General features: G+C 70.7%; 21 protein-coding genes. 2 read left to right on the top strand and 19 right to left on the bottom strand.

The window, feature by feature from the left end; genetic code table 11:
- Positions 1-56: 56 nt before the first annotated feature.
- A complete protein-coding gene (locus ACFQ2V_RS04645; protein ID WP_386051192.1) occupies positions 57-1,469 on the top strand; it encodes a class II fumarate hydratase in 1,413 nt (470 codons plus the stop codon).
- 129 nt (positions 1,470-1,598) lie between these two features.
- Here the strand turns inward: ACFQ2V_RS04645 and ACFQ2V_RS04650 are convergent, their stop codons facing one another.
- On the bottom strand, positions 1,599-2,465 hold the full coding sequence (locus ACFQ2V_RS04650) for a VOC family protein (RefSeq protein ID WP_386051194.1): 867 nt from the start codon (positions 2,463-2,465) through the stop codon (positions 1,599-1,601).
- 182 nt (positions 2,466-2,647) lie between these two features.
- On the opposite strand from ACFQ2V_RS04650, the gene ACFQ2V_RS04655 reads away from it, so the two are divergent.
- On the top strand, positions 2,648-2,956 hold the full coding sequence (locus ACFQ2V_RS04655) for a hypothetical protein (RefSeq protein WP_386051195.1): 309 nt from the start codon (positions 2,648-2,650) through the stop codon (positions 2,954-2,956).
- Between the two features lies 1 nt (position 2,957).
- Here ACFQ2V_RS04655 and ACFQ2V_RS04660 read toward each other — a convergent pair whose 3' ends face one another.
- The 18 genes from ACFQ2V_RS04660 to ACFQ2V_RS04745 form a co-directional block, all read right to left on the bottom strand.
- Positions 2,958-4,289, bottom strand: coding sequence for a D-arabinono-1,4-lactone oxidase (locus ACFQ2V_RS04660; protein ID WP_386051197.1), 1,332 nt, complete (start codon positions 4,287-4,289; stop codon positions 2,958-2,960).
- Positions 4,290-4,293: 4 nt separating this feature from the next.
- Positions 4,294-5,496, bottom strand: coding sequence for an alanine racemase (locus ACFQ2V_RS04665; RefSeq protein WP_386051198.1), 1,203 nt, complete (start codon positions 5,494-5,496; stop codon positions 4,294-4,296).
- Positions 5,497-5,663: 167 nt separating this feature from the next.
- Entirely contained in the window at positions 5,664-6,683 is a 1,020-nt protein-coding gene (locus tag ACFQ2V_RS04670; protein WP_386051200.1) for a polyprenyl synthetase family protein, read from the bottom strand.
- A 55-nt stretch (positions 6,684-6,738) separates the two neighbouring features.
- Positions 6,739-8,343, bottom strand: coding sequence for an NADH-quinone oxidoreductase subunit NuoN (nuoN, locus tag ACFQ2V_RS04675; RefSeq protein WP_386051201.1), 1,605 nt, complete (start codon positions 8,341-8,343; stop codon positions 6,739-6,741).
- Positions 8,340-9,941 carry an NADH-quinone oxidoreductase subunit M gene (locus ACFQ2V_RS04680; protein WP_386051617.1) on the bottom strand — a complete coding sequence of 534 codons (1,602 nt, stop codon included), beginning with the start codon at positions 9,939-9,941 and terminating at the stop codon, positions 8,340-8,342. The genes nuoN and ACFQ2V_RS04680 overlap by 4 nt, the downstream gene beginning before the upstream one ends.
- Positions 9,942-9,949: 8 nt before the next feature.
- The gene (gene nuoL / locus ACFQ2V_RS04685; RefSeq protein WP_386051203.1) at positions 9,950-11,935 is read right to left on the bottom strand and encodes an NADH-quinone oxidoreductase subunit L; all 1,986 of its coding nucleotides are present in this window, start codon (positions 11,933-11,935) and stop codon (positions 9,950-9,952) included.
- 15 nt (positions 11,936-11,950) lie between these two features.
- Entirely contained in the window at positions 11,951-12,241 is a 291-nt protein-coding gene (nuoK, locus tag ACFQ2V_RS04690; protein ID WP_371860843.1) for an NADH-quinone oxidoreductase subunit NuoK, read from the bottom strand.
- A 5-nt stretch (positions 12,242-12,246) separates the two neighbouring features.
- Positions 12,247-13,035 carry an NADH-quinone oxidoreductase subunit J gene (locus tag ACFQ2V_RS04695; protein ID WP_386051204.1) on the bottom strand — a complete coding sequence of 263 codons (789 nt, stop codon included), beginning with the start codon at positions 13,033-13,035 and terminating at the stop codon, positions 12,247-12,249.
- Entirely contained in the window at positions 13,032-13,871 is an 840-nt protein-coding gene (nuoI, locus tag ACFQ2V_RS04700; RefSeq protein WP_386051206.1) for an NADH-quinone oxidoreductase subunit NuoI, read from the bottom strand. The genes ACFQ2V_RS04695 and nuoI overlap by 4 nt, the downstream gene beginning before the upstream one ends.
- Positions 13,864-15,264 (bottom strand): NADH-quinone oxidoreductase subunit NuoH, encoded by a 1,401-nt coding sequence (gene nuoH, locus ACFQ2V_RS04705; RefSeq protein ID WP_386051207.1) that lies wholly within the window; start codon positions 15,262-15,264, stop codon positions 13,864-13,866. The genes nuoI and nuoH overlap by 8 nt, the downstream gene beginning before the upstream one ends.
- The gene (locus ACFQ2V_RS04710; protein ID WP_386051208.1) at positions 15,261-17,714 is read right to left on the bottom strand and encodes an NADH-quinone oxidoreductase subunit G; all 2,454 of its coding nucleotides are present in this window, start codon (positions 17,712-17,714) and stop codon (positions 15,261-15,263) included. The genes nuoH and ACFQ2V_RS04710 overlap by 4 nt, the downstream gene beginning before the upstream one ends.
- Entirely contained in the window at positions 17,711-19,072 is a 1,362-nt protein-coding gene (gene nuoF, locus ACFQ2V_RS04715) for an NADH-quinone oxidoreductase subunit NuoF (protein WP_386051210.1), read from the bottom strand. Before nuoF ends, ACFQ2V_RS04710 begins: the two co-directional genes overlap by 4 nt.
- A complete protein-coding gene (gene nuoE, locus ACFQ2V_RS04720) occupies positions 19,069-19,851 on the bottom strand; it encodes an NADH-quinone oxidoreductase subunit NuoE (RefSeq protein ID WP_386051212.1) in 783 nt (260 codons plus the stop codon). Before nuoE ends, nuoF begins: the two co-directional genes overlap by 4 nt.
- Entirely contained in the window at positions 19,848-21,236 is a 1,389-nt protein-coding gene (locus ACFQ2V_RS04725; RefSeq protein WP_386051214.1) for an NADH-quinone oxidoreductase subunit D, read from the bottom strand. Before ACFQ2V_RS04725 ends, nuoE begins: the two co-directional genes overlap by 4 nt.
- Positions 21,236-22,018: an NADH-quinone oxidoreductase subunit C gene (locus tag ACFQ2V_RS04730; protein ID WP_386051216.1), complete on the bottom strand. Its 783-nt coding sequence runs from the start codon at positions 22,016-22,018 to the stop codon at positions 21,236-21,238. Before ACFQ2V_RS04730 ends, ACFQ2V_RS04725 begins: the two co-directional genes overlap by 1 nt.
- On the bottom strand, positions 22,015-22,569 hold the full coding sequence (locus tag ACFQ2V_RS04735) for a NuoB/complex I 20 kDa subunit family protein (RefSeq protein WP_386051218.1): 555 nt from the start codon (positions 22,567-22,569) through the stop codon (positions 22,015-22,017). The genes ACFQ2V_RS04730 and ACFQ2V_RS04735 overlap by 4 nt, the downstream gene beginning before the upstream one ends.
- A gap of 78 nt (positions 22,570-22,647) precedes the next feature.
- Positions 22,648-23,007 (bottom strand): NADH-quinone oxidoreductase subunit A, encoded by a 360-nt coding sequence (locus ACFQ2V_RS04740; RefSeq protein WP_045187001.1) that lies wholly within the window; start codon positions 23,005-23,007, stop codon positions 22,648-22,650.
- A gap of 208 nt (positions 23,008-23,215) precedes the next feature.
- A complete protein-coding gene (locus ACFQ2V_RS04745) occupies positions 23,216-24,535 on the bottom strand; it encodes a geranylgeranyl reductase family protein (RefSeq protein ID WP_386051221.1) in 1,320 nt (439 codons plus the stop codon).
- Between the last annotated feature and the right edge of the window lie 22 nt (positions 24,536-24,557).

A 24,557-nucleotide genomic window follows, 5' to 3' on the forward strand; every position in this document is an offset into this window, starting at 1 on the left:
GCGCCTTGGCGGTTCCGGCGCGGCACCAGAGGCGGCTGGGCGCGCATGATGGGGACATGAGCGACGGCGCAGCAGCAGGCTTCCGGACCGAGCACGACTCGATGGGCGAGGTGCAGGTGCCCGTCGACGCCCTCTGGGGCGCCCAGACGGCGCGGGCCGTCGAGAACTTCCCGATCAGCGGCCGGCCGGTCCCCGCCGGAGTCGTCCACGCGCTTGCCCAGCTCAAGGCAGCCGCGGCCGAGGTCAACGCCGACCTGGGTGTGCTCGACGCCGAACGAGCGGCCGCGATCGCCTCGGCCGCTGGTGAGGTCGCCGACGGTGACCACGACGACGAGTTCCCGGTCGATGTCTTCCAGACCGGTTCGGGCACGTCGACCAACATGAACGTCAACGAGGTGGTGGCCCGGATCGCCCACCTGTCGAGCGGCCTCGACATCCATCCCAACGACCACGTCAACGCGGGCCAGTCGAGCAACGACACCTTCCCCAGCGCCCTGCGCATCGCGGCCACGACCGCAGCGGTCTCCGACCTCGTGCCGGCCCTCGAACACCTGGCCACGGCTCTGGGCCGCAAGAGCGCCGAGTTCACCGACGTGGTCAAGCCGGGTCGCACCCACCTCATGGACGCCGTGCCGGTGACGCTCGGCCAGGAGTTCGCCGGCTACGTGCGGCAGGTCGAGCTCGGCGCGAGCCGGGTGCGCAGAGCGGCCGACGCGACGAGCGAGCTGCCGCTCGGGGGCACCGCCGCCGGGACCGGGCTCAACGCGGCACCGGGCTTCGCGCGCAAGGTGATCGAGCGCGTCGCCGGGGTGACGGGCATCCCGTTCCGCGAGGCCGTCGACCACTTCGAGGCGCAGTCCGCGCAGGACGCCGTCGTCGAGCTGTCGGGCGCGCTCAAGGTCGTCGCCGTCAGCCTGACGAAGATCTGCAACGACCTGCGCTGGATGAGCTCCGGCCCGCGCACCGGTCTCGGCGAGATCCACCTGCCCGACCTGCAGCCCGGGTCGAGCATCATGCCCGGCAAGGTCAACCCGGTCGTGCCCGAAGCGACCCTCATGGTGTGCGCGCAGGTCATCGGCAACGACGTGACGATCACGACGGCCGGCGCCGCGGGCAACTTCGAGCTCAACGTGATGCTGCCGGTCATGGCCAAGAACGTGCTCGAGTCGATCGGGCTGCTCGCGGCGACGTCACGGCTGCTCGCCGACCGCTGCATCGACGGCATCACCGCCGAGGTCGACCACGCCCGCGCGCTGGCCGAGGGTTCCCCGTCGATCGTCACCCCGCTCAACCGCTACATCGGCTACGAGGCTGCGGCCGCGGTGGTCAAGCAGGCGGTCAAGGAGCGCCGGACCATCCGCGAGGTCGTCATCGAGCAGGGCCATGTCGGGGACGGGAAGCTCACGGAGGAGCAGCTCGACGAGGCTCTCGACGTGCTCTCGATGACGCGGCCCGAGGGCGGGTCGTGACCTCGAACCCGACCACGTATGCCGCCCAGCCGAGTGGCCCACGCGCCCAGTGACGCACGCGCGGAGTGACGCGGGCGCCCCGGGTGAAAGCCACGGCGCACGTGAGACGCCCGCGTGGTGCAGCAGCGGTCAGCCGAGGAACTGGCTGGCCGTGAAGACTGCGCCCTGAGGGTCACGGACGACGGCCGTGCGCGTCCAGTCGTTCTCGGCGGTGCGGACCACGGTCGCACCGAGCTCGACCGCACGGGCCGCGGTGGCATCGCGGTCGGCGACGGTGAAGGTCACCTTCCATCCGGCGACGTCACCCGGCGCGACGGGCGCGAGCCAGCCGATCGCGTCGGCGAAGCCCGCCGGGACGCCGACCCCTGACTGGCGCTCGTGGATGTCGGGGTCGACGGTCGAGGCCAGGTGGTCGCCGTAGCCCGGCACCCGGATCATCGTCGCGAACCCGACGTCGGAGAACTCCCACCCGAAGACGTCCGAGTAGAACGCCTGGGCGCGAGCGGGATCGGCGGTGTGCAGGTCGCTGAAGTTCCAGGCGCCCGGGGCGTTGGTGAGCTGGGCACCGAGGCGTCGCTTCGCCTCCCAGAGCCGGATCTCCAGGCCCTGCGGGTCGAGGGCCACGACGGAGCGGCCCCCCTCTCCGGCGACCGTCGGGGGGTGCACCACGCGGCCGCCGGCCTGCTCGACCCGGCGGGCCGCCGCGTCGGCGTCGTCGACGGCGACGTAGGTGTTCCACGAGGCGGTGTGCTCGCCGTCGCTGCCGACTCGCCCGGATCCGCCCTGCTGCCCGATCTGCGACGGTCCGCTGATCGCACCGACATCGCGACCGTCCAGCTGGGCTACCACGTAGCGGAAGGGGGCACCCGGCGGTGTCGCCTCGTCGAACGTCCAGTCGAGGAGGCCGCCGTAGAACTCCGTCGCCGCCTCGACATCGGGCTGCTCGGTGTCGACCCACGAGGTCACGCCCTGCGGGTAGGTCCTCTGCTCGGTCACGGCGTCCTCCTGGCGGCGGTGGGCATCTCGTCCACCGTAGGTCGCGCCGCCGACAGTCGCCCGAGCGAGCACCTGCCTCACCGGCCCGGGTCGCCTGACGACTCGACGCACAGTGGCGTGACGGCGCCGCCCACAGGGCTCCGAGCCGAACCGGCCTCCCCCGGCCGAGCTAGTCTCGGCCCATGACCCTCGACGAGGTGGAGGCATACCTGCTCACGCTCGAGGGTGTCCGCGCGCGACGGGTCGACGGCCGCCGGGCCTGGTACGTCGGCGGCCTCCTCGTGGCGCGCGCGGACGCTCCCGGCACCCTGCTCGTGCGCCTGGGTGGCGCGGAGCGCGAACGTCTCGTCACGGCACGTCCCGACACGTTCGGGGTGCCACCGCGCTGGGAGGCGCACGCCAAGGTCCAGGCAGACCTCTCCGGCGACGCCGCCACCCTCCGCGACGCGCTGCACCGGGCGTGGGACAGCCAGCGCCGCGTCCGCGCGTGAGTCAGGCGCCGAGCACCCGCTCGAGGTAGGGGTTGCCGAAGAGCCGGTCGGGATCGACACGGTCGCGCACCGCGACGAAGTCGTCGAAGCGTGGGTAGACCGAGCGCAGGTAGTCGGCGTCGCGGGTGTGCAGCTTGGCCCAGTGCGGGCGACCGCCGTGCTCGGTCGCGATCGCCTCGAAGGCCTCGAAGTACGCCCCCCTCTGCTGCCGGTGGTACTTGTGGATCGCGACGTAGCAGCTCTCACGCTCGTGGGCCGTCGAGAGCCACACGTCGTCGGCCGCCGCGACCCGGCACTCGACCGGGAACGAGATGTGCTCGTCGTGCGAGTCGACCCACGCGCGCAGCTCGAGCAGCACGTCGCGCAGGGCCGACCGTGGGAAGGCCCACTCCGACTCCATGAAGCGCACCTCGCGCGCCGTCACGAACACCTTGTGCGAGCTGTCGGTGAACTGCCGCTCGCTGAGGGCCCGCGACGCGATGGCGTTGATGCCTCGCGTCGAGCGGGGCAGTCGGGTCGCGACGCGGTTGGTCAGCTCGAAGAACCGGTTGCTGAGCAGGTCGTCGTCGAGCCTCTCGCGCCAGGCCGGCAGCGGTCGCCTGGCCGTGCCCGCGGGCACGCGGTTGTTGCGCTTCGTCAGGGCCCGGTCGGTGTGCGGGAACCAGTAGAACTCGAAGTGGTCGTTGGCCTCGGCCGAGACGTCGGCGTGCTCCAGCACGTCGAAGAGCGACTCGGGCCGCTCGACGGCGTGCAGCAGGAACGCGGGGACCACGGCCACCGTGATCTCGGTGACGATGCCGAGGGCGCCGAGCCCGAGCCGTGCCGCCTGGAAGAGCTCCGGTTCGCGGGTCGGTGAGCACTCGACGACGGACCCGTCGGCGCGGACGAGCCGCAGCGCGCGGATGCCGGCCGAGAGGCCGGTGAGGCGCAGGCCCGTGCCGTGGGTGCCGGTTCCGGTCGCCCCGGCGAGGCTCTGGCGGTCGATGTCGCCGAGGTTGGGCAGGGCGTAGCCGAAGGCAGCGAGCTCCTCGTTGAGCACGTGCAGCGGCGTACCGGCCCGGACTGTGGCCTCACCGCGCGTCGAGTCGATCGACGTGACGCCGGTCAGGGCGCCGAGCCGCAGCTGTACGCCGTCGGTGACGCCGACACCGGTGAAGGAGTGCCCCGCCCCGATCACCTTGACCCGCAAGCCGTTCGCACGCGCACGGCTCACCTCCTCGATGACGTCGGCCTCGCTGCGTGGTGTGGCGACGCGGGCGAGCCTCGAGGTCTCGGTGCCGGACCAGTTGGTCCACTCGATGCTGCGGACGACGCTGCCCTTTACCGTGCTCACGCTCTCAGCCAAAACACTGCCCTTCACCACGATAGGTTGCCGCCCGTCCGACGACCCGGTCGCCGCTGTCGCTGCTGTCGCTGCTGTTGCCGCTGACGAGCGCGAACTCGGTGAACCGCTCGGCCAGCTCCCCTGCCTTGGCGTGCCGGAACCATATCCGATCGCCCAGTGAGAGCCGGTCGGCCGCAGGTCCGCTGAGCGGCGTCTGCACCTCGCCGGCGCCCTCGCGGCGCACCAGGGACAGGTCCTGGTCCGGCAGCGGGCTCGGCACGCGGGACCAGCCGGGCCGGCCCGACGCGACGTAGCCTCCGCCGTATGCCGCCACCATCCCCTCGCCCGGGCGGCGCACCACCGGCGCGGCGAAGTACGCCGCGGGGCGCAGGTGGAGGTCGTCGTAGCCGTCGAAGAGGGTCGGGGCGAACAGTCCCGAGCCTGCCGCGAGCTCGGTGAGGGCGGGGTCGAGATGGGTGACGTGCAGGCTGCCGGTGCCGCCGCCGTTGACGACCTCGAGGTCGGCCAGCGCCCTGGCCGCCGCCACGACCTCGCTGCGGCGCGAGAGCAGCTCCCTGGCCGAGACCTTCTTCATGCGGCGCACGGCCGGCGAGGAGTCGGGCAGACCGGCGATCTGGGCGTCGTAGAACATCAGGCCGGCGACGACGAGTCCCCGCTCCTGGGCTCGCCGCACGACGGTCTCCACCTCGTCAGGGGTGCGGGTCGGCGAGCGTCTGACACCCATGTGGGCCGGGCCCAGCCGCAGGGAGGCGTCGACGTCGACGGCCACGCGCAGGCCCTCGTGACCCGCGACCTCACGGGCCAGGAAGTCGACGTGCTCGACGCTGTCGATCATGAGGATCACGGCGCGCGTCAGCGCGGGGTCCGAGGCGAGCTCGGTGAGCGCCGGCACGTCGACGCTGGGGTAGGCCACGAGGAGGTCGTCGTGGCCGTCGCGGGCCCACCACAGCGCCTCACGGACGGCATAGCACATGAGTCCCGCGAAGCCGTCGTGCGCAAGGGCGCGCTCGACGAGCGGCCGGCAGCGCAGCGACTTGGTCGCGATCCGGATCGGCAGCCCACCCGCCAGCGACACGAGGGTCCTCGCGTTCTCGTCGAAGGCGTCCAGATCGACGACAGCGAGGGGCGCGGGCAGGTCCGCGGTCGCCGCGGACAGGCTTGCCGCCGTCCGCGTCGGAGAGGTGCGACGTGGCATTCCCGCACCCTACCGAGCGTCACGTCTCGGGCGGGTCGGCACTCCCCGTGCCGATCGACACAGCACCGCGTCCCGGGACCCCGATCGAAAGAGCACCCCGTCAACGGGACCCCGGTCGCGCCGAATGGTGACGGAGTGCTCCTTCGAATGCGCGGGTCTCGTGGGTGTCAGCCGACGCGGTCGACGACGCTGAGCGCGAGGGCCTGCAGTGCGGCCTTCGCGTCGCTGTCGGGCAGCGGGTCCAGCAGGGACTGCGCCTCTCGCGCGACGGCATACGTCTCCTCGCGGGCCTGCTCGAGCGCCGGGTGCGCGCGCAGCAGCCCCAGGGCCTCCGAGACGGCTGCGTCGTCGGCCGACAGGTCGCCGTCGAGCAGCTCGAGCAGCCGGGCGTCCGTCTCGACGGACGGGTCGGCCATCGCGCGGAAGCGCAGCACGGCGAGCGTGTCGACCCCCTCGCGCAGGTCGGTGCCGGGCACCTTGCCGCTCGCGTCGGAGTCGGACGCGATGTCGATGAGGTCGTCGGCCAGCTGGAAGGCGATGCCGACCTTCTCCCCGTAGGCCCGCATGATCTCGACCGACTCGGGCGAGCCACCGCTGAACATCACGCCGTAGCGACCTGCGGTCGCGATGAGCACGCCGGTCTTGTCGGCGAGCACACCGAGGTAGTAGTCCACGGGGTCGACGCCCTCGGGGCATGCACGGTCGTCACGGATCTGGCCCGAGCACAGCCGCACGAACGTCTGGGCCTGGATCAGGACTGCCTCGGCGCCGAGCCCGGCGACGAGCTCGGACGCCTTGCCGAAGAGCAGGTCGCCGACGAGGATCGCCGTCGAGTTGTCGTAGGCGGCGTTGACCGACGCCACTCCCCGGCGCACGGTCGCCTCGTCCATGACGTCGTCGTGGTAGAGCGAGGCGAGGTGCGTCAGCTCGACCCCGGCCGCGGCTGCCACGACCTCGTCGTTGACGCCGTCACCGAGCTCGGCGGCGAGCAGCGTCAGCAGCGGCCGGAACCGCTTGCCGCCGGCCTCCACCAGGTGGGCCGAGGCGCGCGCGATGAACGGGTCGTCGTGGTCGACGACCTGGGTCAGCAGGGCGTCGACCCGTGCGAGCCCGTCGCTCAAGCGGGCCGACAGCTGCGCGGTGGCCCCGGGGATCCCGAGGACCGGCGGCGTGGCGTGCGTCGTCATCGCACCCCGAGCCCGGACGCGGGCACGGGCACAGCAGTCGCGAGAACCACAGTCATCATCGGACGAACTGCGAGGCCCGGTCGGCCAGGTCGAGCAGTGCCGAGGGCAGGACGCCGAGCGCGAGCGTGACGAGCGTCCCGATGGCGATCGAGAAGGTCGTGGACACCGACGGCGTCACGACCTCGACGGCGTCGTCGGGCGCGTCGCTGAAGAACATCAGGACGATGACCCGCGCGTAGACGAACACCGTGATCGCGCTGCACACGACACCGACGACGGCCATGACCGTGCCCGTGGCGCCACCCGTGCCGACGGCCGCCGAGAAGACCGCGAACTTCGAGACGAAGCCCGAGGTCAGCGGGATGCCGGCGAAGGCGAGCATGAGGAACGCGAACGCGCCGGCCACGACCGGGTAGCGCTTGCCGAGCCCCGCCCACTGCGACAGGTGCGTCGCCTCGGCGCCGTTCTGGCGCACCAGCGAGACGATGGCGAAGGCAGCGATGGTGGAGAAGCCGTAGGCGACGATGTAGAAGAGCACCGCACCGACGGCCTTGCGGTCGAAGGCGAGCACGCCGACGAGGATGAAGCCCGCGTGGGCGATGGACGAGTAGGCGAGCAGGCGCTTCAGGTCGGTCTGGGTGACCGAGAGCACCGCTCCGACGACCATCGTCAGCAGGGCGACGAGGACGAGCGCGTTGGTCCACTCCCAGCGGCCGGTGTCGAGACCGACGTACGCGAGGCGCAGGATCGCGCCGAACGCCGCGGCCTTCGTGCACGCCGCCATGAAGCCCGTGACCGGGGTCGGGGCACCCTGGTAGACGTCGGGCGTCCACGCGTGGAACGGCACGGCGCCGACCTTGAAGAGGAGGCCGACGAAGACGAGGAACGCGCCCGGCACCAGCAGGCCGTTCATCGCGAGCGGGCCGCTCGCGATGGCCTTGCTGAGGTCGCCGAAGTAGACCGAGCCGGCGTAGCCGTAGAGCAGGGCCGTACCGAAGAGGAAGAAGGCCGAGCTGAAGGCGCCGAGGAGGAAGTACTTGAGCGACGCCTCCTGCGAGAGCAGCCGGCGGCGACGGGCGAGGCCGGAGAGGATGTAGAGCGGCAGCGAGAGCACCTCGAGCGCGACGAACATCCCGATGAGGTCGTTCGTCGTCGGGAAGAGCATCATGCCGAAGATCGCGAACATCGTCAGCGGGAAGACCTCGGAGGTCAGCGCGCCCGCCCGGGCCGCAGCCGTCTCGTTCGCCGACCCCGGCGTCGACGCGCCACTCGGCGTGAACGCGTCGGGACCGGTGCCACCGAAGCGCTCGGCCATCGTCAGGACGCCGAGCACGCCCATGAGCAGGATCGTGCCCTGCATGAACAGGGCCGGGCCGTCGACGGCCAGGGCGAACATCTGCCGGTTCGTCGAGCCGTCGGCGAGGCCCATGGTGACGCCCTGGTGGCCGGCCGCGGGGATGATCGCCGCCGCGGCGCCGAGCAGGCCGACGACCGCGAGCCCGACCTGGATCGCGTGGCGGCGCTCGCGCGGTGCGAACGCCTCGACGAGCACCCCGACGAGCGCCACGCCGAAGACGATCAGCAGCGGCAGGATCGCGAGGTAGTCGACGTTCGACGGCTGGAACGCTGCGGGCAGCGCCAGCGGAGCGACGGCGGTCACTTCGAGCTCCCTTCGGCCACGGTGCCGGCCGGGTTGAGGTTCGGGATGGCTTTCTGGACGTGCGACAGGGTCTGGTCGACGGCCGGGTTGATCACGTTGAGCGCGAGGTTCGGCAGGAAGCCGAGCACCACGAACGCCGCGATCAGGGGCGCGGCGACGAGCTTCTCGCGCGTCGTGAGGTCACGGACCGCGGTGAGGCCGCGGCGGGCGGGCTCGTCGAGCCGGGCGTGCTCTCGCGTGCCCACGAGGCCCTCCGGCTTCGGGCCCGTCATGACCCGCTTGTACATGAGCAGGATGTAGAGCGCCGCGAGGATGATGCCGGCCGTCGAGATGACGGCGGCCACCGGCTGGGTCGGGAAGCTGCCCACGAGCACGGTGAACTCGGAGACGAAGCTCGCCAGACCCGGAAGGCCGAGGCCCGAGAGGCCGGCCACGAGGAAGATGCCGGCGAGCGCGGGCGTGACACGCTGCCAGCCGCCGAAGTCGGGGATGCGCTTGCTGCCCCGACGGCGGACGAGCATGGCGGCGAAGAGGAACAACGCAGCGGTCGAGAACCCGTGGTTGACCATGTACAGCGACGAGCCGGCGTGCCCGACGTTCGTGAAGGCGAAGATGCCCAGCACGATGAAGCCGAAGTGGCTTACCGAGGTGTAGGACACCAGGCGCATCATGTCGGTCTGGCCGATGGCGAGCAGCGCGCCGTAGACGACCGAGATGACGGCCAGTGCGACGACGACCGGCGTGGCCCACTCGCTCGCCTCGGGGAAGAGCTGCAGGCAGAAGCGGATCATCCCGAACGTGCCGACCTTGTCCAGCACGCCGACGAGCAGGGTGGCCGTGGCGGGCGTGGACTCGGTGGCGGCGTCGGGCAGCCACGTGTGGAACGGCACCATCGGCGCCTTCACCGCGAAGGCGAAGAAGAAGCCGACGAAGAGCAGCCGCTCGGTGGTCGGGTCGAGGGAGAGGCCCGTGAGGCGCTCGATGAGGAAGCCGTCGGTGCCACCGGGGCCCTGCAGGTAGAGGGCGATGACGGCGACCAGCATGATGAGGCCGCCGGCGAGGGAGAAGAGCAGGAACTTCATCGCGGCGTACTGCCTGCGCGCACCGCCGAAACGGCCGATGAGGAAGTAGACCGGGATGAGCATCGCCTCGAAGAAGACGTAGAAGAGGAACACGTCGGTAGCCGCGAAGACTCCCACCATGAACGTCTCGAGCACGAGGAGCAGTGCGAAGTACGTCTTGGTGCGCTGGGCACCGCCGGGGCCGGCCTCCTCGGGCACGTCGCGCCAGGCCGCCAGCAGGCAGATGGGCGTGAGGACGAGCGCCATGAGGATGAGCACGAGGGCGATGCCGTCGACCCCGAGCGAGTAGCTGACGCCGAGCTGCGGGATCCACGAGTGCTGCTCACCGAGCTGGAACTGGGTGCTGCCACCGCGGTCGAACTGCGTCGCGGCGGCGATGCCCACGACGAGCGCGACGAGGGAGAACCCGAGCGCCATCCGCTTGGCGTTCTCGGCGCTGCCCGGCACGAAGGCGACGAGGAGCGCGCCGACGAGCGGGATCAGCCCCAGGATCGTCAGCCACGGGACGCTGGACATGGTCGTCATCAGGAGATCACCCACAGTGCACCGAGGATGGCGACGACACCGGCGAGCATCGTCAGGGCATAGGAACGCGCGAAGCCGTTCTGAAGCTTGCGCAGGCGCGAGCTCGTGCCGCCCACGAGGGCGGCGAGGCCACCAGCGGCACCGTCGACGCCCTTGCCGTCGGCGAAGACGAGCGATCGCGTGAGGTGGATGCCGGGTCGCATGAGGAGGGCCTCGTTGACCTGGTCCTGGTAGAGGTCGCGTCGGGCGGCCTGCGTGAGCAGGTTGCCGGCCGGCGCCGTGACCGCGACCTCGTCGCGCCAGTAGCGCAGCCACGCGAACGCGGCACCACCGGCGACGAGGACCAGCGTGAGGGCCATGAGGACCGGCACCGGGATGACCGGGTGGGCACCCTCGGGCTCGGCGCCGGTGACCGGCTCGAGCCACGAGGTGAACAGGCCGGTCGGGCCGACGATGAGGCCGAGGAAGGCCGAGCCGACGGCGAGCACCATCATCGGCACCGTCATGAGGCGGCCCGACTCGTGCGGGTGCACGTCGTCGGTCCAGCGCTTCTTGCCGTGGAAGGTCATGAAGAACAGGCGCGACATGTAGAACGCGGTGATGCCGGCGCCGATGAGCGTCGCGAGACCGAAGACCCACGGACGCCAGCCCTCGCCGATGAACGCGGCCTCGATGATCTTGTCCTTGGACCAGAAGCCCGAGAACGGGGGCACGCCGAGGATCGCGAGCCAGCCGAGGCCGAAGGTCGCCCACGTGATCTTCATGGCGCCCGACAGGCCACCGAATCGGCGCATGTCGACCTGGTCGTTCATGCCGTGCATGACCGAGCCGGCGCCGAGGAACATCCCGGCCTTGAAGAAGCCGTGCGTGAGCAGGTGGAAGATCGCGAACGCGTAGCCGACCGGGCCGAGACCCGCGGCGAGCATCATGTATCCGATCTGGCTCATCGTCGAGGCCGCGAGGGCCTTCTTGATGTCGTCCTTGGCGCAGCCGACGATCGCACCGAAGAGCAGCGTGATGGCGCCGACGATGACCACGACGAGCTGTGCCGTCGGGGCCGCCTCGAAGATCGGCGCGGAGCGCACGACGAGGTAGACGCCGGCGGTGACCATGGTCGCCGCGTGGATCAGCGCCGACACGGGCGTCGGGCCGGCCATGGCGTCACCGAGCCAGCTCTGCAGCGGGAACTGCGCGGACTTGCCGCAGGCACCGAGCAGCAGCATCAGGCCGATGGCCGTCATGAAGCCCTGGTTGGCGTTGGTGCCGGCCGCACCGAGCACCGTGGCGAAGTCGACGGCACCGAAGTGGAAGAACATCAGCATGATCGCGATCGACAGGCCGAAGTCACCGACACGGTTGGCGACGAAGGCCTTGTTGGCGGCCGTCGCGTACGCCGGGTTCCAGTTCCAGAAGCCGATGAGCAGGTACGACGCGAGACCGACGCCCTCCCAGCCCACGTAGAGCAGCAGGTAGGAGTTGGCCAGGACGAGCAGCAGCATCGCCGCGACGAAGAGGTTGAGGTAGGCGAAGAAGCGCCGCTTGTCGGGGTCGTGCTCCATGTACCCGAGGGAGTACACGTGGATGAGCGAGCCGACGAAGGTGATGAGCAGCACGAAGGTCATCGACAGCTGGTCGACGAGCAGCCCGGCGCTCACCTTGAATGCGCCGGCGGCGACCCAGTCGAACATGTCGATGCCGACGGCGCGGTCCTCGGGGCCACGGCCGAGCATCGAGAGGAAGACGAGTGCGCCGACGACGAAGGCGCCCCAGGAGAGGCAGGTCGCGAGCACGGGACCGAACTTGTCGGTGCGGCGTCCGCCGACCAGGAGCACGGCGGCACCGAGCAGTGGCAGCGCGACGAGCAGCCACGCGTATGCCGTCACCCCGGTCGCGGCGTGCGCCTCACCTTCGTGCGCGGCGAGCCCCGCGGCATACGTGCTCAGCGTGCTCGGCGAGCTCGCGAGCGTCTGGACGAGAGTTCCCATTCTGGCCGGCGCTCCTTACAGCTTCAGCAGGTTGGCGTCGTCGACCGAGGCCGACCGGCGGGCGCGGAAGATCGCCATGATGATGGCGAGGCCCACGACGACCTCCGCGGCGGCGACGACCATGACGAACAGGGCCATGACCTGCCCGTCGAGGGCGCCGTGCATCCGGGAGAAGGTGACGAGGGCAAGGTTCGTCGCGTTGAGCATGAGCTCGACGCCCATGAAGACGATGATCGCGTTGCGCCGCGTCAGCACGGCGGCCGCGCCGATCGCGAAGAGCAGCACCGCGAGGTAGACGTAGTGCATGGGGCTCACTTGGACCCACCCTCCTCGATCTCGCGCGCCATGTGGCGCTCGACGTCCCTGAGCGTGTCGGTGGTCGCGACCTGGTCGCGGGCGACGAGCACGCGCGAGACGGACAGGTCGCTCGGCGTGCCGTCGGGCAGCAGCGCCGGGGTGTCGACCGCGTTGTGCCGGGCGTAGACACCCGGGGCGGGCAGGCCGGCGACGTTCGTGTTGTCGCGCACGCGCTTGGCGGCCCACTCGGCCTGCGTGATGCGCGGGCTGAGCCGCTCGCGGTGGGCGAGCACCATCGCGCCCAGGGCTGCGGTGATGAGCAGCGCGGAGGTGACCTCGAAGATCCAGACGTACTGGCCGAAGATCAGCTCGGCCAGACCGGTGACGTTGCCGGTCTCGGCGTTGCTCGCGACGAGCTTGTCCATGCCGGTCTGCACGGTCGTCTCGTCGATGACGGCCGCGCCGATGGCGAAGAAGAGCACGCCGGCGAGGCCGACGACGAGCAGGAACGACGCCCAGCGGTGGCCCTTGATCGTCTCGACGACCGAGTCGGACGAGTCGACGCCGACGAGCATGAGCACGAAGAGGAAGAGCATCATCACGGCGCCGGTGTAGACGAACACCTGCACGACGCCGAGGAAGTCGGCCTTCTGCATGATGTAGAAGACGCCGAGGATGCACATGACGAGCGCCATGCCGAGGGCGGCGTGGACGGCCTTCTTGGCGAAGAGCAGGCCCAGTGCGGCGATGACCGCGATCGGGGCGAGCAGCCAGAAGCCGACGGCTTCGGCGGTGGAGGTCACGGGTTGGCCCCTTCCCGGGTCTGCGGGGCGGTCGGGTCGGTGGTGTGGACGACGTCGTGCCGGCCCGGCCGGTCGGCGGCGACGTTGCCCGGCGCCATGGCGTACTGCGGCAGGTCGTCGCCGTCGTCGTCGGCGTCGGCGTCGGACCCGGCATCGCGCGCGGCGACGTACGCCTTCTGGCCGTCGGTCGGGCCGCCCACCTTGCCCTGGTAGTAGTCGCGTTCCTCGAGCCCGTCGGCCATCGGGAAGGGCGGGGGCAGCATGTCGCCCTGGAGGGGGGCGAGCAGCTGGTCCTTGGTGAAGATCAGCTTGCCGCGGTCGTTGTCGGCGAGCTCGTAGAAGTTCGTCATCGTCAGGGCGCGCGTCGGGCAGGCCTCGATGCACAGGCCGCAGAAGATGCAGCGCAGGTAGTTGATCTGGTAGACGCGGCCGTAGCGCTCACCGGGGCTGAACCGCCCGGTGCCACCCTGCGCGAGCGGGGTGTCGTCGTTGTCGGCGCCCTCGACGAGGATCGCGTCGGCCGGGCACGCCCACGCGCACAGCTCGCAGCCGATGCACTTCTCCAGCCCGTCGGGGTAGCGGTTGAGCTGGTGGCGGCCGTGGAAGCGGGGCGCCGTCGGGCGCGGCTTCTCGGGGTACTCCTCGGTCGCCACCTTGCGGAACATCGTCCCGAAGGACACGCCGAAGCCGGCCACCGGCGCGAAGAGCTCGGACAGGAAACCCTTGCCGCGGTCGTCGGAGCCGGATCGCTGCGCGCGCGGCGCACCGACCTCGGAGCTCGTGGACCGACCGGGCCCGGTCGGGGTGACGTCGTTGCCGACGGTGTCGTCAGCCATGGTCCTCCTCCTTGGCGGAAGTCGAGGTGCTGGCGGTCGAGAGGACGGGCTCCCGCGTCGCGCTGATGCGCGCGCCGGGTTCGGCCAGGCGCTGGCCCGGCAGCGGCGGGACGGGGTAGCCACCCGCGAACGGGTCGATCTCCTCCGGCGGCGCCTCGTCCTCGGCAGCGGCCCTGGCGGCGCGCTTGTCGTCCCAGATCCAGGCCGCGGCGAGCGCGATGACGGCGACGATGCTGACGATGACGACGGTGGCAACCGAGAGCTCACGGCCGGCGACGGTCAGCTTGCTGTCACCGAGGAAGCCGAGCTGGGCGCCACGGATGAAGGCGACGGCGACGACCCACGCGAGCGTGATCGGGATGAGGAACTTCCAGCCGAAGCGCATGAACTGGTCGTAGCGCACGCGCGGCAGGGAGCCGCGAAGCCAGACGAAGATGAACATGAAGGTCCACAGCTTGAGGGTGAACCAGAGCAGGCCCCACCAGCCGCCGCCGAACATGTTGTCGTTGATCGCCGAGATGATCGGCGGGGCCTGCCAGCCACCGAGGAACATCGTGGTGGCCAGGGCCGAGACGGTGAACATGTTGACGTACTCGCCGAGGAAGAACATCGCGAAGCGCATCGAGCTGTACTCGGTGTGGAAGCCGCCGGTGAGCTCGCCCTCGCCCTCGGCGAGGTCGAAGGGCAGGCGGTTGGTCTCGCCGACCATCGTGACGAGGTAGACGGCGAACGAGAAGAACGCCGGCAGGATGTACCAGAGCGAGCTCTGGGCCGAGACGATCGCCGACGTCGACATCGACCCGCTGTAGAGGAAGATCGCGACGAGCGAGAGACCCATGGCGATCTCGTAGCTGATGACCTGGGCCGTCGAGCGCAGGCCACCGAGCAGCGGGTAGGTCGAGCCGGAGCTCCAGCCCGCGAGGATGATGCCGTAGACGCCGACCGAGGCGACGGCGAGCACGAGCAGCACGGCGATGGGCACGTCGGTGACCTGGAGCGGCGTCTCGTGGCCGAACATCGAGACGGTGCCGCCGAGCGGGATGATCGCGAACGACACGAAGGCCATCGTCGCGGCGATGAGCGGCGCGAGCGTGTAGATGAGCTTCTCGGCGTTGGCCGGCGTGATGTCTTCCTTGAGCATCGACTTCATGCCGTCGGCGAGGGTCTGGAGCAGGCCGAAGGGGCCGTTGCGGTTCGGCCCCGGGCGCTGCTGCATTCGGCCGATGACGCGGCGCTCGAACCAGATGACGAGCAGCGTCGACAGGAGCAGGTAGACGAAGATGCCGACGGCCTTGATCAGCGCGACCCACCAGGGGGTGTCGCTGAAGTCGGCCGAGGGGTTCTCGGTCATGGGCAGCGCGGCGGCCACCCCGTATGCCGTCACGAGGCTCATGCGGCACCACCCTTCGTGACGTTGACGCGGCCGCCGGCATCGGTGCCGAGACCTGCGCGCACGGAACAGCTCTGGACGGCCCCGCGGGAGTTGGTCGGCAGCCACACGACACCGTCGACCATGCCGGGCGTGATGACCGCGGGCAGGGTGACGCTGCCGGCGGGGCCCGTGACGGTGACGGTGTCGCCCTCGACGACACCGAGCCCGGCGGCCGAGGCCTCCGACAGGCGCGCCACGGCGAGCGGAGCGGTGCCGGCGAGGAACGGCTCGCCGTCCTGCATGCGACCGGCGTCGAGGAGCGTGGCCCAGGTCGACAGCACGAAGTCGCCCTCGGACCAGGGGGCCCCCGCGGCGCGCTGGCCGGCGGGTGCGCTGGTGGGGCGAGCACCCATCCACGGGCCGAGCGCCACGAACTGGTCGCGGATCTCGCGCTGGGTGCGGGTCTCGAGGAAGAAGCCCATCTCGCTCGCGAGCATGTCGAGCGCACGGTGGTCGCTGACGGCGCTGCTCGTCAGGGCCTCCTCGAAGGCGCGGACGCGGCCCTCCCAGTTGACGTAGCTGCCCGACTTCTCGGACTGCGAAGCGACAGGCAGCACGACGTCTGCGACGGCGGTGACGGCCGACTCGCGCAGCTCGAGGGAGACCACGAAGGCCTTCTCGAGCGCGGCAGCCGCGGTGGGCTCACCGATGTCGGCAGGGTCGATGCCGCCGACGACGAGCGCCTGGAGCTCACCCTCCGCGGCCGAGGCGAGGATGCCGGCCGTGTCGCGGGCCGGGGCCTGCGGGAGGTGGTCGACGTCCCAGACCCGGGCGACGTCGGCCACGGCCGAGGGGTCCGACACCGGACGCCCACCGGGCAGCAGGGCACCGAGCGCACCGGCCTCGAGCGCACCGCGCTCCCCCGCCCGGCGCGGAACCCACGCGAGGCGCGCGCCGGTGCTGGCGGCGAGGTCGGCGGCGGCGCGGAGCGCACCGGGCGAGGTGGCGAGACGCTCGCCGACGAGCACGATGCCGCCGGCACCGAGGGCCTCACGCGCCTTCGCGCCGGCGTCGGTCGAGGTGAGGTCGCCGAGGACGGCGGCCTCCTGGCCGGGCACCGCCGGGATGAGCGTGCCCCCGAGCTTGATGAGCCCCCGCGTCGCGTGGGACGAGACGGCGTACACCTGCGTCCTGCGCTTGCGGAACGCCTTGCGCAGACGGAGGAAGACGATGGGGCTCTCGTCCTCGGGCTCGAAGCCCACGAGCAGGACGGCCCCGGCGGCCTCGAGGTCGGCGTAGGTGACGGCGCCACCCTCGGGACCGGTCGCGGCGACGTGCTCGGCGAGGAAGGCGACCTCCTCGGCCGAGTGCGGCCGCGAGCGGAAGTCGACGTCGTTCGTGTCGAGCACGACGCGGGCGAACTTGCCGTACGCGTAGGCGTCCTCGGTGGTGACGCGACCGCCGACGAGCACACCGGCCTTCTTGCCGGCGAGGCCGGCTGCCGCGGCGGCGAGGGCCTCGGGCCAGCCGACGACCTTCAGCTCACCGTCGGTGTCGCGCACCATCGGCAGCTCGATGCGGTCAGGGAGCGTGGCGTACGTGAAGGCCCAGCGGCCCTTGTCGCAGTTCCACTCCTCGTTGACGGCCTGGTCCTCGGCGGCCATGCGGCGCAGCACGACGCCGCGACGGTGGTCGGTGCGCGTGGCGCAGCCGCTCGCGCAGTGCTCGCAGACCGACGGCGTCGACACGAGGTCGAACGGGCGGCTGCGGAAGCGGTAGGCGGCACCGGTGAGCGCGCCGACCGGGCAGATCTGGACGGTGTTGCCCGAGAAGTAGCTCTCGAACGGCTTGTCCTCGTAGATGCCGACCTGCTGGAGCGCGCCACGCTCGACGAGGGCGATGAACGGGTCGCCGGCCACCTGGTCGGAGAAGCGGGTGCACCGCGCGCAGAGCACGCAGCGCTCGCGGTCGAGCAGCACCTGCGAGGAGATGTTGACCGGCTTCGGGTAGGTGCGCTTGACGTCCTCGAAGCGCGACACCGGGCGGCCCGCGCTCATCGCCTGGTTCTGCAGGGGGCACTCGCCGCCCTTGTCGCACACCGGGCAGTCGAGCGGGTGGTTGATGAGCAGCAGCTCCATGACGCCCTGCTGTGCCTTGTCGGCGACCGGCGAGGTGTTCTGCGTGTTGACGACCATGCCCTCGGACACCGTCATCGTGCACGAGGCCTGCGGCTTCGGCATCGGGCGGACGTTGCCCTCGCGGTCGGGCATCGCCACATCGACGAGGCACTGCCGGCAGGCGCCGACCGGCTCGAGCAGCGGGTGGTCGCAGAAACGCGGGATCTCGATGCCGAGCAGTTCGGCGGCCCGGATGACGAGCGTGCCCTTGGCGACGCTGACGGGCACGCCGTCGATCGTCAGGCTGACCTGGTCGGGCTTGGTCTCCGTGGGCGTGGAGGCGGTCGTCGTCATGCGGACACCATCCCGCTGGACTCCTTGGACTGGTTGGCTGCCGGGGCGCTGTCGGCCGGGGCGACGGGGAAGAGGACCGAGTGCTCCGGCGGGAACAGCTCGTGCGCCGGCGTGTGCATGCCGGCCTCGAACTCCTCGCGGAAGTACTTGACGGCCGAGGTGATCGGGCTGGTCGCCGCGTCACCGAGCGCGCAGAAGCTGCGGCCGAGGATGTTGTCGCAGATGTCGACGAGCTTGTCGATGTCGTCCTGCGTGCCCTGGCCGGCCTCGATGCGGTTCATGATCTGGCGCAGCCACCAGGTGCCCTCGCGGCACGGGGTGCACTTGCCGCAGGACTCGTGGGCGTAGAAGTCGGTCCAGCGGGCGACGGCGCGCACGACCGAGACGGTCTCGTCGAAGACCTGCAGCGCGCGGGTGCCGAGCATCGAACCGGCCGCGGCGACCGAGTCGAAGTCGAGCGGCACGTCGAGGTGCTCCTCGGTGAAGATCGGCGTCGAGGAGCCGCCCGGTGTCCAGAACTTCAGCTTGCGTCCGCCGCGCATGCCGCCGGCGAGCTCGATCAGCTCACGCATCGTGATGCCGAGCGGGGCCTCGAACTGGCCGGGGTTGGTGACGTGGCCCGAGAGGCTGAAGATGCCGAAGCCCGTGGACTTCTCGGTGCCCATGCCCTTGAACCAGTCGGCGCCCTCGAGGATGATCCCGGGCACCGAGGCGATGGACTCGACGTTGTTGACCGACGTCGGGCGGGCGTAGAGACCCGCCGCGCCGGGGAACGGCGGCTTGAGGCGCGGTTGGCCGCGGCGGCCCTCGAGGGAGTCGAGCAGCGCGGTCTCCTCGCCGCAGATGTACGCGCCGGCGCCGGCGTGCACGGTGATGTCGACCTTGACGCCCTTGCCCCCGACGTTGTCACCGAGGTAGCCCTCGGCACGGGCCTCCTCGACGGCGCGCAGCAGGCGGCGGTAGACGTGGACGACCTCACCGCGGAGGTAGATGAAGGCGTGCTCGCAGCCGATGGCGTACGAGGAGATGGCCACCCCCTCGATGAGCGAGTGCGGGTTGGCCATCATCAGTGGCACGTCCTTGCACGTGCCCGGCTCGGACTCGTCGGCGTTGACGACCAGGTAGCGCGGGCCGCCGTCGGGCGGGCTCATGAACGACCACTTCATGCCGGTCGGGAAGCCGGCGCCACCGCGGCCGCGGATGCTGGAGTCCTTGACGGCGTCGATGATCGCCTGCGGCTCCATGTCGAGCGCCTTCTTGAGGGCCTTGTAGCCGTCGTGGCGCTCGTAGGTCGCGAGGGTCCAGGACTGCGGGTCGTCCCAGAACTTCGTGAGGATCGGGGTCAGCGTGTCGGTCACTTCGAGCCGTCCTTCCCGTCGGAGCCCGAGCGCTGGGAGCCGTTGGCGCCGTGGGCACCGTTGGCACCGTTGGCAGCAGGGGCGACCCAGCCGTTCTCGTTGGCGATCTTCAGGCCGAGCAGCGAGGCGGGGCCGGCACCCACGCCTTCGTCGCCGCGCCCGTCGTGGAATCCCGCGAGCACCCGCGAGACCTCCTTGAAGGTGCAGACCTTGGCCGCGCCGCGCGTCGGGGCGACGTCCTTGCCCGCGCGGAGGTCGTCGACGAGGCCGATCGTGCTCTCGGGCGTCTGGTTGTCGAAGAACTCCCAGTTGGCCATGACCACGGGGGCGTAGTCGCAGGCGGCGTTGCACTCGAGGCGCTCGAGCGTGATCTTGCCGTCGGCGGTGGTCTCGTCGTGGCCGACACCCAGGTGCTCGGAGACCCGGTCGAAGATCAGGTCGCCGCCCATGATGGCGCAGAGCGTGTTGGTGCAGACACCGACCGTGTAGTCGCCGTTGGGGTGGCGCTTGTACTGCGTGTAGAACGTCGCGACACCGCTCACCTCGGCCTCGGTGAGGTCGAGCACCTCCGCGCAGAAGGTCACACCGCGCCCGGTGACGTAGCCGTCGACCGACTGCACGAGGTGCAGCAGCGGCAACAGCGCCGAGCGCTTCTGCGGGTAGCGCGCGACCACCTCGGCGGCGTCGGCGTGCAGCTTCTCGAGGACGTCGGCGGCATACGGCGCCTTGGACTCTGGGCTGACGTGCAGGTGGCCTGAAGCGTCGTGACCAGCGCTCATCGGTCCACACCTCCCATGACGGGGTCGATCGAGGCCACGGCGACGATGACGTCGGCGATCTGGCTGCCCTCGCACATCGCGGCCACGGCCTGCAGGTTGTTGAAGCTCGGGTCACGGAAGTGCGCGCGGTAGGGGCGCGTGCCACCGTCGGAGACGAGGTGGCAGCCGAGCTCGCCCTTGGGCGACTCGACCGCGACGTACGCCTGGCCGGGCGGCACCCGGAAGCCCTCGGTGACCAGCTTGAAGTGGTGGATGAGCGACTCCATCGAGCTGCCCATGATCTCGCGGATGTGGTCGAGGCTGTTCCCGAGGCCGTCGCTGCCCAGCGCGAGCTGCGCGGGCCACGCGATCTTCTTGTCCTCCACCATGACGGGGCCGTCGCTCTCCTGCAGACGGTCAGTGGCCTGCTCGATGATGCGCAGCGACTGGTACATCTCGTCGATGCGGATGCGCAGGCGGCCGTAGGCGTCCTGGCTCGTGCGCGTGATCACGTCGAAGTCGTAGGTCTCGTAGCCGCAGTACGGGTCGAGCTTTCGCAGGTCGTGCGGCAGGCCGGTCGAGCGGAGCACCGGTCCGGTGATGCCGAGCGCCATGCAGCCGGCGAGGTTCAGCACGCCGACGTCGACGGTGCGGCCCTTGAGGATGGGGTTCTCGTTGAGCAGCGCCTCGAGCTCACCCAGGCCGCGGCGGACCTCCGGCACCATCTCGCGCAACGCGTCGATCGAGCCCGGGGGCAGGTCGACGGCGACACCGCCGGGGCGGATGTAGGCGTTGTTCATCCGCAGGCCGGTCACCATCTCGATGACGCGCAGCAGCCGCTCACGCTCGCGGAAGGCGACGGTCATGACCGTCGTCGCACCCATCTCCATGCCACCCGTTCCGAGGCAGATGAGGTGGCTGCTGATGCGCGTCATCTCCATCATGAGGACGCGGATGTCGTTGGCGCGCTGCGGGATCTGGTCGGTGATGCCGAGCAGCTTCTCGATGGCGAGACAGTAGGCCGCCTCCTGGAACATCGGAGTGAGGTAGTCCATGCGCGTGCAGAACGTGACGCCCTGCACCCAGCTGCGGTACTCCATGTTCTTCTCGATGCCGGTGTGGAGGTAGCCGATGCCCGCGCGGGCCTCGGTCACCGTCTCGCCGTCGATCTCGAGGATGAGGCGCAGCACGCCGTGCGTCGACGGGTGCTGCGGCCCCATGTTGACGACGATGCGCTCCTCGTTGAGAGAGGTCGCCTCGTCGACGAGGTCGTTCCAGTCGCCGCCGGCGGCGTTGAAGACGTGGGCTCCCTCGCTGGCGGACTCGTCGGCCGCCGACGTGGCGTAGACGTCGTTGGCGCCCGGCTCGGGCACCTCGGTCTGGGTGAACTCGGTGTGCGTGCTCATCAGTTGTACGACCTCCGCTGGTCGGGCGGCGGGACGGTGGCCCCCTTGTACTCGACGGGGACGCCGCCGAGGGGGTAGTCCTTGCGCTGCGGGTGGCCCGGCCAGTCGTCGGGCATGAGGATGCGGGTCAGGGCCGGGTGGCCGTCGAACTCGATGCCGAACATGTCCCACGTCTCGCGCTCGTGCCAGTCGTTGGCCGGATAGATCGAGACGATCGAGGGGATGTGGCGGTCGTCGTCGGGGCAGCTGACCTCCACGCGGACCCGCCTGCCGCCGTGGGTGATCGACAGCATGTGGTAGACGGCGTGGAGCTCCTCGCCCACGCGGTCGAGGTAGTGGACGCCGGAGACCCCGGTGCAGATCTCGAACCGGAGCGACGCGTCGTCGCGCAGCACGCGGGCGACGGCCAGCAGGTGCTCGCGGCGCACGTGGAGCGTCATCTCACCACGGTCGACGACGACGCTCGCGATGGCCTCGGAATAGGACGCGGTGCCGCCGACGAGGCCGCGCTCGAGGTTGTCGGCGATCTCGTCGAAGTATCCGCCGTAGGGCCGCTCGGCGGCGCCCGCGACGAGGATCGGCCGCAGCAGGCCGGAGTAGCCGGTGGTGTCGGCGCCGCGGGTGGCTCCGAACATGCCCCGCCGCAGGCCCACGACCCGGGGCTCGGTGCCGCTGCCCCGCTGCGCGAGCTCGACCTCGCCGGGGGTGATGCCGGACGTCTGGTCCTTGGTGGTGTCGGCGTTGACCGCCGGCGTCGCGTCCTTCTTCTCGCCGTCGCTCATGCGAGCAGGCCCTTCATCTGGTGGGTCGGGGTCGCGGAGAGCGCAGCAGCCTCGGCGGCCTTGGCCGCCTCCTCGCGGTTGACACCCAGCGGCGAGGTCTGGATCTGCTGGTGCAGCTCGATGATCGCGTTGAGCAGCATCTGCGGCCGCGGCGGGCAGCCCGGCAGGTAGATGTCGACGGGGATGATGTGGTCGACGCCCTGCACGATCGCGTAGTTGTTGAACATGCCGCCCGAGCTCGCGCAGACACCCATCGAGATGACCCACTTGGGGTTGGGCATCTGGTCGTAGACCTGGCGCACGACCGGGGCCATCTTCTGGCTGACGCGGCCGGCGACGATCATCAGGTCGGCCTGGCGCGGCGTCGCCGAGAAGCGCTCCATGCCGAAGCGGGCGATGTCGTAGTCGGGGGTGCCGACGGCCATCATCTCGATGGCGCAGCACGCGAGGCCGAAGGTGGCCGGCCAGATCGAGGCCTTGCGCATGTAGCCGGCGAGACCCTCGACGGTCGAGAGCAGGAACCCGGCTGGGAGCTTCTCTTCGAGACCCATTGCTTACTCCTTACCTTTCCTGACGGACCCGGTGGACGCGTGCCCGCTGATGCAGGTGCTCACGTGCGGCAACGGGCGTCAGTCCCACTCGAGGCCACCGCGGCGCCAGACGTAGGCGTACGCGATGAAGACCGTGAGGATGAACAGGACCATCTCCACCAGCGCGAAGAGGCCGAGCTTGTTGAAGGCCACCGCGAACGGATAGAGGAAGATCGACTCGATGTCGAAGATGATGAAGAGCATCGCCGTCAGGTAGTACTTGATCGGCACGCGACCGCCGCCGGCCGCGTGCGGCGTCGGCTGGATGCCGCACTCGTAGGCCTCGAGCTTGGCGCGGTTGTAGCGCTTCGGGCCGACGACGAGCGAGGTGAAGACCGACAGCGCGGCGAACGCGAAGCCGAGCCCCAGCATGAACAGGATCGGGACGTAGGAGTTCATCCGAGGTCACGTGCCTTTCGGTCGTGCGAGACGTGCATTGCAGGGGCTCCGGGGCCGGAGATGCGCGGCGCACCCATCCTAGGGGCGCCCGAGACGATTGTGCTCGGCGTCACAATGGGGGTGGGCACCGGGGTCACGCCGGTGGTGGCCGTGGCGTCGGTCATGGCGTCGGTCATGGCGTCGGTCATGGACACGGGGCACGCGACGTTCATGCGCTCGGCGCCAGCCGCGAGAGGGCGTGGATGATGCGGTCGCTCGCGCCCTTGCTCCCGGGGTCGGCGAGGTTGGCCATGATCTTGAGCAGGAACGGCATGAGCTTCGTGCGCGGCAGGCCGTACTTCGTCGCGAGCCGCATGACCTCGGGGTTGCCGATGGCGTGGGCGAACCAGCGGCCCAGCGTGAAGTAGCCGCCGAGCTCGTCCTTCATGACCTTCGGGTATGCCGCCAGCACCCGCTCGCGCTCGGCGTCGCTCGGGCGCGCCATCGCCTGGGCGACGAGCTCGGCGCCGATGCGGGCGGCCTCGAGGGCGTAGTCGATGCCCTCGCCGTTGAAGGGGTTGACCATGCCGCCGGCGTCGCCGACGAGCAGCAGGCCGTCTCCGTACAGCGGCGTGCGGTTGAAGCCCATGGGCAGCGCGGCGCCACGGATCGGGCCGGCCGACTCGTCGTGCTCGAGCTGCCACTCCGGGTTGATGTCCTCGACCCAGCGGCGCATGACGTCCTTGAAGTCCGTCTTCTGGAACGCGGCGGTCGTGTCGAGCGTGCCGAGGCCGACGTTGGTGCGGCCGTCCTCGAGCGGGAAGAGCCAGCCGTAGCCCGGCATGAGGATGCGGTTGCCGGCGTCGTCGCGGGTCCAGAGCTCGAGGTGGCTCTCGAGGTAGTCGTCGCGCTTGGGCGTCGTGTAGTAGGCCCGGACCGCGATGGCCATGACGCGGTCCTCGCGCCTGGGCCGGCCGACGGCGGTCGCGAGACGGCTCGAGACGCCGTCGCTCGCGATGACGACCGGTGCGCGGTAGGTGACGGTCTCGCCGGTGGCGCGGCCCACGTCGTCGACCCGCTTGGCGCTGACGCCGGTGACGCGGCCGGAGCCGTCGCGCACCGGTGCGGTGACGCTCGTGCGCTCGTGCAGGCGGGCACCGCGCTTCTCGGCGTGGCGGGCCAGGCTCTCGTCGAGCTGTGCACGGGTGCGCACCATGCCGTAGCCGGGGAAGGCCTCGGACTCGGGCCAGTCGAGCTGCAGCGTGTGGCCGCCGCCCTTGATGCGCAGCCCCTTGGTGCGCTGCCAGCCGGTGGTGTCGACGCCGAGGGAGATGAGCTCCTTGGTGGCGCGCGGGGTCAGGCCGTCGCCGCAGATCTTGTCGCGGGGGAAGGCCGACTTCTCGAGGAGGACGACGTCGAGACCGTGGTCGGCGAGGTATGCGGCCGTCGCGCTGCCACCCGGGCCGGCACCGACGACGACGACGTCGGCCCGCTCGACGGGTGCACCGCCACCCCCGCGGGGGCTGGGCGCAACGCTCGAACTGGTCATCTCTCCTGCACGCTTCCGAACC

This window comes from Terrabacter terrigena (assembly GCF_042676085.1).
Taxonomy (GTDB): Bacteria; Actinomycetota; Actinomycetes; order Actinomycetales; family Dermatophilaceae; genus Terrabacter; species Terrabacter terrigena.